This is a genomic window from Rufibacter soli (genome assembly GCF_054781795.1).
Window position 1 is genome coordinate 209,886 of the sequence record NZ_BAAGTS010000001.1, and the last position, 12,781, is coordinate 222,666.

A 12,781-nucleotide genomic window follows, 5' to 3' on the forward strand; every position below is an offset into this window, starting at 1 on the left:
GTCAAAGGGCATTCCAAGGGCGGCAATGGCGTTTGGGGCCTGTTTTCCCAAAAATGGCCTTAAAACAGAAAAGTCCTACGCGAGGTTCTCCTGCAGGAAAGCCTGTACCTCGGGGCGGTCATAATCTTCCTCCGTCTGGATATATTCCATTAACTGGCGCATCATTTCCTCTTGCCGCTGCCCGTTGGCCAGTGCCTGGGCATACGGCAGATCTGGGGAAAAGGTCACCATGGAATACAAAGGCAACCAGGCATCTGGGTATTGGGCGGTTATCTTGGCCTCTATTTTCTTCTGGAGCAGGAACCGCGGGTCGGCTACCTTGTCGCGCATCTCAATAAAGTTATAGACGGCCAGATCGGCAATGGCGTCTGTGTTGGGCTTACGCACTTCTTCAAACGCCTTGAAAATGGCTTCCCACTGACCGGGGTGCTCTTCCAGCAGGCCACGCAAAACGGTGCAGTCCTCAAAGCCGGCGTTCATGCCCTGGCCGTAGAAGGGCACAATGGCGTGGGCGGCATCGCCTAAGAGCAGTATTTTGCCGGCACTACTCCACGGGAAGCATTTTAGGGTGACCAGGGAGCCGGTGGGGTTCTCAAAAAATTCCTGGGCCAGTTCTGGCATGAGCGCCGTCACATCCGGGAAAACCTCCCGGAAGAAACTATGCACCTGGTCTTCGGTCTTGAGCGATTGGAAGGAGGGCTCACCTTCATAAGGGAAAAACAGCGTACAGGTAAAGGAGCCGTCTATGTTGGGCAGGGCAATCATCATGTACTGGCCGCGGGGCCAGATATGCAGCGCGTTTTTCTCTAACTGCCAAGTACCATCGGCCGCGGCCGGAATAGTGAGTTCTTTGTAGCCGTAATCCAGGTAGCTTTGCTCATAGTTGAACCGGTCTGTTTTCTGGAGCGAGAGCCGCACCATAGAGTAGGCGCCGTCTGCGGCAAAAATCACGTCTGGAGTGATGTGGTATTCCTGGCCGGCGCTGTTGTCCAGCATGGTTACTTTATTGGTGGCTACCTCTACCTCCAGTACTTGTTGCTGAAAATGCAGTGAGATGGTAGGCTGGGCCTCAGCTAAGTCCAGCAGCGCCTGGTTCAGGCCGCCGCGCGAAACCGAGTAAATGGCCTGCCCTTCCTGCCCGTACGGCTGAAAGGAAAGATGCCCGCTTTTGTCATGCATGACCCGGCGGTACATGGGAATGGCTACCTTCTTGATATCCTCGGAAATGCCAATGGTCTCCAGCGCGCGCCAGCCCCGATCACTCAGGGCCAGGTTGATGGAGCGGCCAGCGGCGATGTCGGTGCGGCGCAGGTCTGGGCGCCGCTCATACACATTTACCCGGTAGCCTTGCTTGGCCAGATACAAAGAAAGCAGGCAGCCTACCAAGCCACCGCCCATGACACTTAACTGGGTGTTTTCTTCCATGAATATGCGGTTATGATCCTGCTTCTGGCGCCGCAGCTACCAAAAAATACTGCCTTTTACGGTTACAAGTAGTAAACTTGGTTAAATTTCGTGAAAAACCCGCACCATGGCCGCTCCTTTGCCCCTGTTTGTCCTCCACCTGGCCTCTCCGCTGGGCACCCTTCAGCTTACCTCCACGCAAAGCCACCTGGTTTCAGCCTGTTTTCTGGAAAACGGCCCCGAAACCGATAGCGCCATCCAGCCCCCCTGCCTGCAACAAGCCGCTATCCAACTAGAAGAATATTTTGCCGGCACCCGCCAGACCTTTGATCTTCCCTTGCACCCGCAAGGTACGTCGTTCCAGCAGCAGGTGTGGCAGGCGCTGCAGCAGATTGCTCCCGGAAAAACCGAGACTTACCTGGGCCTGGCCAAACGCTTTGACAACCCAGGGGCCGTTCGGGCCGTGGGCGTGGCCAACGGCGCTAACCCCTGGCTGGTGCTGGTGCCCTGCCACCGCGTGATAGGCGCCAAAGGCGAACTGGTAGGCTACGCCGGTGGTCTCTGGCGGAAGAAATGGTTGTTAGAGCATGAGGCCAAGATGAGCGGCGTGTACCAGACTTCTTTATTTTAATGAGTGATTGAGTGAATGAGAGAATGGATGGTAATGTGCTAATGAGCTAATGTGCTATTCTTCTCTTTTGCTTTGTCATCCTGAAAAGAGAGGCGCGCCACTCACTCACTCACTCACTCACTCACTCACTCACTCACTCACTCAATAAACCTGAACGTGAGGTTGATTCTGGGCGCTAACGTTTTGGCGGACTTTGGCACCTGGTGATGCCAATGATGCTGTGTCTCACCGGCCATCAACAAAAGGCTTCCCGAAGGTAAAACCAATTGCTGTTTCAGGCCTTTCTGCTGCCGGTGCCGGAAAGAGAAGGTGCGCTCCTGGCCCAGGCTGATGGAGGCAATGATCGGGTTTGGCCCAAGCTCGGGTTCATCATCAGCGTGCCAGCCCATGCTGTCTTGCCCGTGGCGGTAGAGGTTGAGTAAAACGCTATTGAAGGAGGCACCTGTCAAGGTTTCCAGTTGGTTTCTTAGTTGGGTTAATTCAGGCAGCCAGGGCAACGGCTCCCAGGTAAGGCCCGAGTAGGTGTAGGCTTTGCCGGCGTCTGCGTACCAGGCCGTGAGGCGGGGCTGGTCTATCTGCCGGCCAAACAGCGTTATCTTTTCCTGCCGCCAGGCTGCCTTCGCCTCCAAGGCCTCAAAAAGCCCCGTTGCATTGGCCGGAGAAAGAAAATCTTTGAGTAGGTATACCTCGGCGTCTGGCATGGGCAGACGCTGGGCAAGGTGCTGTTGCCTGAATACAGGGGAAAGATCCATGGTACAAGTCAATGGGGCGGTTGGGCCTGTTTTTTAAAAAACGGGCTTAAAACGGTTTTTTACGTGAAAGTCCTCCATAACGTGGGCTACTTCACTTTTAGATCACTGGGTAGGCGTCTGTTGTCTATGTAGTTCATGGCGGGGGTGGCCAGAATGCCGTGCACCAACACAGAAAGCAGAATGATAAATCCGGCAACGGACCAGATTTGGTCTGGCTCAGCAAATTTTGCTTCCTGCAGGCCAAAGGTCAGGTAAAAAATAGACCCAATCCCCCTTATCCCAAAAAAGCTAATCACCCATTTCTCGCGCAGCGGCACTTTGGCCCCCCATAACCCCATCATTCCGGCCAGGGGCCGAACCACCAACACGAAAATAACCCCGGCCAACGCGCCCTGCCAGGTTAGGGAGTCCAGAAGGCCGCGGGCCAGGCTCCCGCCAAACAGCAGCAGTACCACTACCAGCAAGATACGTTCAATCTGGTCTGTGAAATCATGCAGTTCGCGGTGGTACTCATAGTCGCGCTCATAATTCTTGATGGTAAGCCCCGTTATGAAAACGGCAATAAACCCGTAGCCATGGATCATCTCGGTGAGGCCATACACCAGCAGGGTGGCCGCAATGGCCACAAACCCGTCATGGGTTTCAGGGAACCTGGTTTTCTTGGGCAGCCTGAAGAGCAGGTAAGCCAGCAACCGACCCAAAAAATAGCCCACGCCCACGCCGGCCACAATGCGGTACAAGAGGTCATAGGCCAGCCATTTGCCCAGCCATTCACTGGGCTCTACGCCATGTATGGCCAGGGCGACGGCCAGCCAGGTAAACGGGAAAGCCATGCCATCATTCAAACCTGCCTCGGCGGTAAGCGAAAAGCGAGCGTGGTCTTCCACCTCATCGCTGGGAGGGCCAACCTGCACATCGGCGGCCAGTACGGGGTCTGTGGGCGCCATGGCTGCTCCCAGCAGCACCGCCGAGGCCAGCGACAACCCCAGCCACCACCACCCCATCAGGACCATAGCCCCAATACACAGCAGCATGGTCCAGCTCACCAACCGGAAAGGCACTGCCCAGTTTTTGAAGGTAAACCTGCGGTTGATTTTAATGCCGGTGCCCATGAGCGTGATAATGACGCAGATCTCTGAGAGCCGGAGCGCCGCCTCATTCTCGCGCAAAGGATCTGGCTCTGGCAGGCCCAGCGGCAGCATATACAGCAGATACCCCAGCACCACAAACACAATACCATAGGAGAAAGAAAACTTTTCCAGCCACTTCGGTAACCAGGCCATGGCCAGGGCCGAAGCCCCAATCACTACAAAAACGATTAGGAATACACTCATAGAATAACAACCGGCCTGCCCGGGGGCAAGAATGAGAGACTAGAACCGGCCCAAAAAAGAACCCACCCTGACCAATACGTATTTTCCGCAAAAAACAGTTTTCTATTTGGCCCTAGTTTTCAATAAAATAGCGTAAAAAGTGAGTGTATTTCTGGACTTTGACCGAAGGGGTTTCCTGCTATTTTACCGTATTTATCCAGCCCTGGGTTTGTGCTTTTGCCCTAAAAACTGCAATTTTGTCTAGACCCATGGCCACCCGTACCAACATAACCCGGCATTTTTTAAGGCTCCCACTCATGTGGGTGATGCTGCTGTGGGCGTTCACTTTGCCTGGTCATGAGGTAGCCGTCTATACCTTTTTACTCACGGGTTCAGGGTCTGCCGTAGTTGCGGCCCACCCCGTCAATGATGAAACCAGCACCCTACAGGTAAAGGCCCAGGCGGTGACGGCGTTCCCAGATGCCCGCCCGGCTACCAACAGTGTTTTGCCGGTGCTACAGAAAGCCGGGCCGGCCTTTTCTTCGTTTCTAACGGATTTCTTCTTTCCGGGAGCAGGCCTTGCCCTGCCCCGGAAAGTCCCGGTATTGGCTGGGGCAGGCCTGTTGGCCCTGCTTCTTCCCTTCTCTCTTCAGCCCAACGCCCCTTAGGTTCTTCCGTTCTTTTGGGCAGGTATTCCTGTGTGGTAGATGAGGGCTGGGAGCTGATTAAGCAACTGTGTCTTCTAAAAAACAGCATGCCTGTTTTGACAACCACTTGCCACCTGCACGCTTTCTTGCGGGTGCTAGCCCTTTTGGCTAAGAAGGTTTTCTCCCAATTCTTCCACCCTTCATTTCTTTTCACGTTAAATAAAAGTCTGTTATAACCTTGGCTCTGCTTGGGGTTTTCCAATAAACGCATGACCCATTTACCTCATTTAATCACAGATCTGGGCCTGATTCTGGCCGCAGCCGGCATCATCACTTTAATCTTCAAGAAACTGAAGCAGCCACTGGTGCTGGGCTACATTATTGCCGGCCTGCTGGTAGGGCCGCACTTTGCGTTGCTGCCTACTGTTATTGAAACCGAGAACATCACCATCTGGGCCGAGATTGGTGTAATCTTCCTGCTCTTCAGCCTGGGGCTGGAATTCAGTTTCAAGAAGTTGGTGAAGGTAGGCGGGGCCTCCTCCATCATGGCCTTTTTTGAGGTGGTGGTGATGCTGGTGCTGGGCTACCTCACGGGCCAGTTGATGGGCTGGTCTACCATGGACAGCATTTTCCTGGGCGGTATTCTCTCCATTTCCTCCACCACCATTATCATTAGGGCCTTTGACGAGCTAGGCGTGAAGACGCAGCGTTTTGCGGGCCTGGTGTTTGGCGTGCTCATTGTAGAAGACCTGGTGGCCATCTTGCTCATGGTCTTGCTTTCTACCCTGGCGGTAAGCCAGCAGTTTGCGGGCTCTGAGATGCTGGCGGCCGTGCTCAAACTGGCGTTCTTTCTGGTGGTCTGGTTTCTGGCCGGCATCTTCCTTATCCCCACGTTCCTTAGACGGGCCAGTAAACTTATGAACAATGAGACCCTGCTTATTGTGTCTCTGGCGCTCTGCCTCTTAATGGTGATTCTGGCGGCACAGGTTGGGTTCTCCCCCGCCTTAGGGGCCTTCATCATGGGCTCTATCTTAGCCGAAACCACTAAAGCCGAAAAAATAGAACACCTTATTTCCTCGGTGAAGGATTTGTTCGGGGCTATTTTCTTTGTGTCTGTGGGTATGCTAATTAACCCGGCCGTGATCTTGGAATATGCGGGGCCTATTGCCATCATCACGCTGGTGACCATTATAGGCAAGGTATTGAGCATTACCGGCGGCGGTCTGGTGGCGGGCCAGGGGCTTAAAACCTCTTTGAAATCTGGCATGAGTGTGTCCCAGATTGGGGAATTCTCTTTCATTATTGCCACCCTGGGCCTTACCCTTAAAGTAACCAGTGACTTCCTATACCCGGTGGCGGTGGCGGTATCTGCCATTACCACCTTTTCTACGCCTTACATGATCAAGTATTCAGAGCCCCTTCACCTGGCCCTGGAGAAAATATTGCCTACCCGCTGGAAAGCCTCTCTGAACGAGTACAGTTCCGGAGCCCAGACCATCAGCACCACCAGCGACTGGCAACTGGTGCTCAAGTCTTATGTGATCAACCTGGTAGTGTATTCCGTGATCATTATTGCTTTGGTGCTTTTGTCTGGCCGGTATTTGGGGCCGTTTTTGTCTAACCTTATTCCAGATCCGCACTGGGCCAACCTCACTACCTTGGTCATTACTTTGGTAGCCATGGCGCCGTTTCTTTGGGCCCTGGTCATGCATCACCCCCAGAAAGAAGCGCAGGCCCGCATCTGGGCTAACAAGAACTATAGGAGCCTGATTATTGTGCTGTCTTTCTTTAAGATTGGGGTAGCCATTCTGTTTGTGACCTTCTTGCTGGACCGGTTCCTGTCTGTACAGGTGGCACTGTTGGTAGGGTTGTTGATTCTGGTATTGCTTGCCTTTTTCTCCAGGAAAATCCAGAATTTCTACATCAGGATTGAGAACCGGTTCATGTCTAACCTGAATGCCCGCGAGGTAAGCGAAAACCAGAAAAAGCACCACTCGCTCACGCCCTGGGATGTGCATTTGACCAGCTTTGACATTCCAGCGCAATCTGCCCTGGCAGGCAAATCTCTACTGGAGTTGCAGGTGCGCGAAAAGTACGGCATGAACGTGGCCGTGATAGAGCGTGGTGATGCCACCATCATGGCCCCTACCCGCAACGAACGCATTTTCCCGCATGACAAGATTTACGTGTTTGGGTCTGAGGAGCAGATGGAGCATTTCAGGCAGTTTATTGAAGAAGAAAGCTCTCCTGAGGGCCTGCCCCTGGAAAAAGAGGAAATAAAGCTGCAGAAACTGGTCATCTCCCCTACCTCGCCGCTACTGCACAAAGCCATTAGGGAATCTGGGGTGCGGGAACAAACCAAAGGCCTGATTGTGGGCATTGAGAAAAGAGGAAAACGCATTCTCAACCCTTCTTCTGAACTGGTCTTTGAGGAAGACGATATTGTCTGGATTGTGGGTAGCCCCTGGCGGATTAAACAACTCCATGACCAAGGCGCCTCCGCCCCTATCCCTCACAACGCCTAACCAGTTTCAGCGCTCTATAAACCAGAAATCCGTTTTGGGCCCGTTTTCTTAAAAACAGGCCCAAAACGGATTTCCTTTTATTTGCTTACTGATTACTTTTGGAAGTGCGCCGCCAGAAACTGCCCGAACCGGTACACGTCTTCAAAGGTGTTGTAGAGCGGCGTGGGCGCCACGCGTATCACGTTGGGTTCGCGCCAGTCCAGGATGAAGCCGTTGGCCATGAGCGTATCAAACAGTTGGCGGCCGTTTTGGTTTACCAGCAGAGAAAGTTGGCACCCGCGCGCCGAAGGGTCTGCCGGGGTAATAATCTCCAGTAATTCCTTGGGCTGGTTCAGCTCTTTGATCAGGAACTCCAGGTAGCCGGTGAGCTTCTCGCTTTTGGCCCGCAGTTTTTCCATCCCGGCTTCCGCAAAAATCTGTAAAGAGGCCTTATGTACAGCCATGGGCAAGATTTGGCCATTGGAGACTTGCCAGCCTTCGGCCCCGGCCATGGGAATGAAGCCCTTTTTCATCTGGAACCGCTGGCCCTGGTCATGGCCCCACCAGCCGGCAAAACGCGGCAGGTCATTGTTGTGGGCGTGACGCTCGTGCACAAACACGCCAGAGGTGCCGCCCGGGCCCGAGTTCAAATATTTATAGGTGCACCACACGGCAAAGTCTACGTCCCAGTCATGCAGTTGCATAGGCACGTTACCAGCAGCGTGCGCCAGGTCAAAGCCACAGGGCACGCCGGCGGCATGAGCGGCCTGGGTAATGGCAGCCATGTCAAACACCTGCCCGGTGTAGTAATGTACTCCGCTCAGCATCACCAGCGCCAACTTGTCTTTATTTTCTTCAATGGCAGCCAGAATATCCTCGGTGCGCCAGGTACTTTCGCCTTCGCGGGGGGCAATTTCAATAATGGCTTCGTCTGGGTTATAGCCATGGAATTTCACCTGGGTTTCCAGGGCGTACTGATCTGAGGGAAAAGCGCCGGCCTCGGTTAGAATTTTGAACCGCTTGCCCTCCGGCCGATAAAAAGACACCAGCATGAGGTGCAGGTTCACGGTGAGCTGATTCATGATCACCACCTCCTCGGGTTTGGCGCCCACCAGCCCGGCGGACAGCTCAGACAGCGGCTTGTGATAGGTAAACCAAGGATCATCGCCTTTAAAATGGCCTTCCACGCCCAGCTCTGCCCATTTGGTCATTTCCTCCTCCAGCGCCGCGCGGGCCGATTTAGGCTGTAGCCCCAATGAGTTGCCGCACAGGTACACGGTGTCCTGGCCGTTGTGCTGCGGAATATGAAAATGCTCTTTGAAATAGCGTAATGGGTCTGCGTGATCTTGCTCCTGGGCGCAAGCGATGGTATTTTGAAAAGACATGAAGGCGAAGTAAAAGAATGCGTTAGGATGAATTCAGTTGGCTAATTTACCTAACAGGCGTTAGAGAACCATGATTTTTTTATGGCTTCTTTTACGCGGCTTTCCTGCATTTGCTGTTTTAAGCCTGTTTTCTGAAAAATAGCCCCAAAACGCTTTTTGCCGAGAACGGACAATTCTGCTTTCGGTTACAAGGTTTCCTAAAGCAAACTTGCTTGTTTTGAGGCTCTCGCTTCACGGAGGTTGAAAACTTCCACCCATTATAGGCCCAAGTTGAAAACTTCAACCAGGAAAAAAGGAAGCCAGCGTAAGATTGAACCAGGGAAAAGAAAGCCTTGGCCTGTTGGGTTTACCGGGATAACCTCTGCTTACACTTTTTTGTTTAGCTCTTGCAGGAACCGTTCTTTCTCCAGCCCCAGCCACTGTAGGGCCGCGCCGCCCAGCAGCAGTTCTTTGGTAGCATCTGGGTAGGGCATAGATTCAATGAGTTTACCGGGTTCCAGTTCACCCAGCGGGAAAGGATAGTCGGTGCCCAGGGCAACTTTGTCGGCACCGAACTGCTTGACGACATAATCTAAGGTGTTGGGGCAGTGCACCAGGGAGTCAATCCAGAACTTGCCAATGTAGTTTTCAGGGGGCACGGGGTTGTCTACGGCGCAGAGGTCAGGGCGCACGTCAAAGCCGTGTTGGATGCGGCCAATGGTGAACGGGAAGGAACCTCCGCCGTGCGCGAAGGCTAGCCTGAGGTGCGGCAACCGCTCCAGCACGCCCCCGAAGATTAAGGAACAGATGGCGCGAGAGGTTTCGGCGGGCATGCTCACCAGCCAGGGTAGCCAGTACTTGCGCATCTTCTTTTCCCCCATCATGTCCCAGGGGTGCACAAACACGGCGGCACCCAGGTCGGCGGCGGCCTCAAAGATGGGGAACAGCGAAGGGTCATCCAGATTGGTGTTGTTCACGTTGGAACCAATCTGCACGCCGGCCAGCCCTAGTTCCTTCACACAGCGCTCCAGTTCCTTGATGGCCAGTTCGGTGTCTTGCATGGGCAGCGTGCCCAGCCCTACAAACCGCGTGGGGTACCGGGCTACTACGCCGGCAATGTGGTCGTTCAGGATTTTAGAGAGGTCCCAGGTGTGTTCGGGCTTGGCCCAGTAACTGAACATGACCGGTACCGTGCTCAGCACCTGCACGTGCACGCCGTGGTGGCCGCAGTCTTTGAGCCGCGCCTCGGGGTCCCAGCTGTTTTCCTGGATCTCCCGGAAGAAGCGGTCATCTTTCATCATGCGCGCACAGCAGGGCTTGTGGTGCTCTAGCCGCACAAAACCGCCGTAGCCGTACCGCTCGCGCAGATCTGGCCATTTCTCGGGCAGAATATGCGTGTGGATGTCAATCTTGAGCGGGGCGTGCAACATGGCAGAAATACAAACGATAACTTATAACCGATGGTCAAAATAAGCAATCTCCTGCACATTGCGGCAGGCAACCTTTGAGCTGCCTGTGTTTTGGGCATGTTTTTCATAAAACGGCCGCAAAACGGGTTTTTAATTGTTGGTTGTTAATTGTTGATTGCTGTTTGAAAACCTGTGGTTGCCCTAACCGGTGGCCAACGCAAAAGGGCAACCACAAGGGATTGCCCCTACGTTGAACTTATATCTTAAAGCATACACTTATGGCTGCCAAAACAACACGTCAATTATTCTCTTCGGGCGCGCCCTGGGAAAGCACCGTGGGCTATTCACGGGCGGTGCGGGTAGGGCCGCTGATTGAGGTGGCTGGCACCACCGCCGTGGAGAACGGGCAGGTCATCGCCGCTGGCGATGCCTATGGCCAGACCAGATTCATTTTGCAGAAAATTGAGCGGGTACTGCAGGATGCCAGGGCCTCTTTGGAAGACGTGGTGCGCACCCGCCTGTTTGTCACGGATATTAGTCAGTGGGAAGCTATTGGCCGGGCGCACGGCGAGTTTTTCCAGACCATCAGGCCAGCTACTTCTATGGTGGAGGTGAAGGCGCTTATTGATCCGGCCATGCTGGTGGAAATTGAGGTGACCGCCTACTGCGGCTGACGTTTGCGTTTTAGAGGCGTTTTTACAAAAACAGGCCTAAAACGCACTTTTTATCCGGGAGATAAGCACCGAGAAAGGCCTTGCCGGAGTGCTTTCTTTCTTGGGCTGGCTGACCTTCTGAAGGACTTTACCTAAACGTTAAACATGGGATTCTTTCAATGGGGATTCTGCAGGTTTTACGGCAGGCGGTTGACAAAAAGGCAAAAATCCTTTACATTACAGGAGCTTAGGCTATGTCTTGTCCTTAAAAACAGCTTGCCCATGGAAACAGTCTTAGTAGTAGGAGGCACCGGAAGCCTGGGTTCCTGCATCATTGAAGCACTGAAAAAGCAGCAATACCGCGTGCGCGCCACCGCCCGAACCCCGCTCAAGGCGGAACAGTTAAAACCCTCTGTTGATGAGGTGGTGGTCTGCGATCCTACGGAGGAATCTACCTTATCTGAGGGCCTGGTGGAAGGCGTAGACTACATTATCTCGGCGCTGGGCAAAAGCCTGAACCTAGCCGACCGCAGCCGCACGTCTTTCCACCAGGTAGATTTCCAGGGGAACCTGAATGTGCTTCGGCTGGCCCAGGCCCACGGGCAAGTAAAGAAGTTTGTGTACGTGGGGGCCTTCAGCGGCGAAAAACACCCTGAAGTAGCCTATTTCAAAGCCCACGAAGATTTTGCCTTGGAACTGCGCCAAAGCGGACTGGCCCATACCATTGTGAAACCGCCTGCCCTGTTTTCGGCGTTTCTGGACCTGCTGCCCATGGCCCGCAAAGGCCGCCTGCCCTCTATTGGCCCTGGCCACAGTGTCACCAACCCCATTCATGAGCAGGAAGTAGCCGAGACCTGCGTACAGGCCCTCACCCAACCGTCCCAAACCATAGAACTGGGCGGCCCGGTCACCTACTCGCGGGTAGAGCTGGTGAAACTGGTGGGCAACTCTATTGGCAAAACGCTGCCAGTTCCCTCCATCCCCTATTGGGTGGCGCACTCGGTGCTGCCGCTGGTGCGTTTGGTCAACCGCTCTCTGTATGAGAAAGCCTCGTTTCTGATAGAAGTGGCCAAAACCGATTGCGTAGCCCCGGTCAAAGGCCGGCTTAGGCTGGAGGACTATCTGGCGGAGCACGTATAGGCGACTTCTTTTCTCCTATCGGGCCACCGGGCCTTATGTCCTTCTAAGGCTGCCGGCTAGACCTTGATTTTTCTGTCCACACAAAACGTAAACATGGCTAGAACCCGCTTGGGCTATCCGCCGTTTTTACCGATATTTGCCTGTACTTCGTTTTAGACTAACCGCAATGGGAAGAGCATTTGAGTTCCGGAAAGCCCGGAAGATGAAACGCTGGGACATGATGTCCAAGCAGTTCACCCGCATAGGGAAAGAGATTGTGATGGCTGTAAAAGCCGGAGGCCCGGACCCAGACACCAACTCGCGGCTTCGCGTGTGCATTCAGAACGCCAAAGGCGTGAACATGCCCAAAGACCGGGTAGAGGCCGCCATTAAGCGCGCCCAGGGCAAAGAAGAAAATGATTATTCTGAAGTAGTATATGAGGGCTACGGTCCGCATGGCGTGGCCGTGCTGGTAGAAACTGCCACTGATAACGTGAACCGTACCGTGGCCAACGTGCGCATGCACTTTAACCGCACCGGCGGTGAACTGGGCCGCACCGGCCAGTTTGACTTCATCTTTGAGCGCAAAGGCGTGTTCCATTTAGAGGGCGAAGGCCTGGACATGGAAGAACTGGAGCTGGACCTAATTGACTTCGGGCTGGAGAGCATTGACAAAGACGAAGAGGAAAACGAGATCATCATCCAAACCTCTTTCCCAGACTTCGGCGCCATGCAGAAAGCCCTGGAAGAGCGCGGCCTGCCCGTGAAGAGCTCTGAGCTGCAGCGCTACCCCACCGTCTTGAAGGAACTTTCCCCTGAACACCAGGAAGACATGAACAAGCTCCTGGACCGTCTAGAAGAAGACGAAGACGTGCAGGCGGTTTATCATAACATGAAAGAAGACGCCGGAGACGACGAATAGAAACGTTTTGGGCCTGTTTTCAGGAAAACAGGCTTGAAATGGGAATAATAGCAAAGGCCCGCT

General features: G+C 53.9%; 11 protein-coding genes. 6 read left to right on the forward strand and 5 right to left on the reverse strand.

Going from position 1 to position 12,781, the window contains the following annotated elements; genetic code table 11:
* Nucleotides 1–75: 75 nt before the first annotated feature.
* The gene (locus ACYVJQ_RS00875) at nucleotides 76–1,425 is read right to left on the reverse strand and encodes an FAD-dependent oxidoreductase (protein ID WP_460891177.1); all 1,350 of its coding nucleotides are present in this window, start codon (nucleotides 1,423–1,425) and stop codon (nucleotides 76–78) included.
* A gap of 106 nt (nucleotides 1,426–1,531) precedes the next feature.
* Here ACYVJQ_RS00875 and ACYVJQ_RS00880 point away from each other — a divergent pair, with 106 nt between their 5' ends.
* A complete protein-coding gene (locus ACYVJQ_RS00880) occupies nucleotides 1,532–2,035 on the forward strand; it encodes a methylated-DNA--[protein]-cysteine S-methyltransferase (RefSeq protein WP_460891178.1) in 504 nt (167 codons plus the stop codon).
* 137 nt (nucleotides 2,036–2,172) lie between these two features.
* Here the strand turns inward: ACYVJQ_RS00880 and ACYVJQ_RS00885 are convergent, their stop codons facing one another.
* Nucleotides 2,173–2,787, reverse strand: coding sequence for an alpha-ketoglutarate-dependent dioxygenase AlkB family protein (locus tag ACYVJQ_RS00885; RefSeq protein WP_460891179.1), 615 nt, complete (start codon nucleotides 2,785–2,787; stop codon nucleotides 2,173–2,175).
* A gap of 86 nt (nucleotides 2,788–2,873) precedes the next feature.
* The gene (locus ACYVJQ_RS00890) at nucleotides 2,874–4,121 is read right to left on the reverse strand and encodes a cation:proton antiporter (protein ID WP_460891180.1); all 1,248 of its coding nucleotides are present in this window, start codon (nucleotides 4,119–4,121) and stop codon (nucleotides 2,874–2,876) included.
* Between the two features lie 248 nt (nucleotides 4,122–4,369).
* Between ACYVJQ_RS00890 and ACYVJQ_RS00895 the strand changes: the two genes are divergently transcribed.
* Together ACYVJQ_RS00895 and ACYVJQ_RS00900 are read left to right on the forward strand one after the other, a co-directional pair.
* A complete protein-coding gene (locus ACYVJQ_RS00895; protein WP_460891181.1) occupies nucleotides 4,370–4,768 on the forward strand; it encodes a hypothetical protein in 399 nt (132 codons plus the stop codon).
* Between the two features lie 248 nt (nucleotides 4,769–5,016).
* On the forward strand, nucleotides 5,017–7,272 hold the full coding sequence (locus ACYVJQ_RS00900; protein WP_460891182.1) for a cation:proton antiporter domain-containing protein: 2,256 nt from the start codon (nucleotides 5,017–5,019) through the stop codon (nucleotides 7,270–7,272).
* Nucleotides 7,273–7,364: 92 nt separating this feature from the next.
* On the opposite strand, the gene kynU is transcribed toward ACYVJQ_RS00900, so the two are convergent.
* Nucleotides 7,365–8,636, reverse strand: coding sequence for a kynureninase (gene kynU / locus ACYVJQ_RS00905; RefSeq protein WP_460891183.1), 1,272 nt, complete (start codon nucleotides 8,634–8,636; stop codon nucleotides 7,365–7,367).
* Nucleotides 8,637–9,001: 365 nt separating this feature from the next.
* Complete coding sequence (locus tag ACYVJQ_RS00910) at nucleotides 9,002–10,045, reverse strand: amidohydrolase family protein (protein WP_460891184.1); 1,044 nt, start codon at nucleotides 10,043–10,045, stop codon at nucleotides 9,002–9,004.
* A 257-nt stretch (nucleotides 10,046–10,302) separates the two neighbouring features.
* Here ACYVJQ_RS00910 and ACYVJQ_RS00915 point away from each other — a divergent pair, with 257 nt between their 5' ends.
* The 3 genes from ACYVJQ_RS00915 (at nucleotide 10,303) to ACYVJQ_RS00925 (ending at nucleotide 12,718) form a co-directional block, all read left to right on the forward strand.
* Nucleotides 10,303–10,698 carry a RidA family protein gene (locus ACYVJQ_RS00915; RefSeq protein ID WP_460891185.1) on the forward strand — a complete coding sequence of 132 codons (396 nt, stop codon included), beginning with the start codon at nucleotides 10,303–10,305 and terminating at the stop codon, nucleotides 10,696–10,698.
* 261 nt (nucleotides 10,699–10,959) lie between these two features.
* Complete coding sequence (locus tag ACYVJQ_RS00920) at nucleotides 10,960–11,817, forward strand: SDR family oxidoreductase (RefSeq protein WP_460891186.1); 858 nt, start codon at nucleotides 10,960–10,962, stop codon at nucleotides 11,815–11,817.
* Between the two features lie 166 nt (nucleotides 11,818–11,983).
* The gene (locus ACYVJQ_RS00925; RefSeq protein WP_460891187.1) at nucleotides 11,984–12,718 is read left to right on the forward strand and encodes a YebC/PmpR family DNA-binding transcriptional regulator; all 735 of its coding nucleotides are present in this window, start codon (nucleotides 11,984–11,986) and stop codon (nucleotides 12,716–12,718) included.
* Nucleotides 12,719–12,781 lie beyond the last annotated feature (63 nt).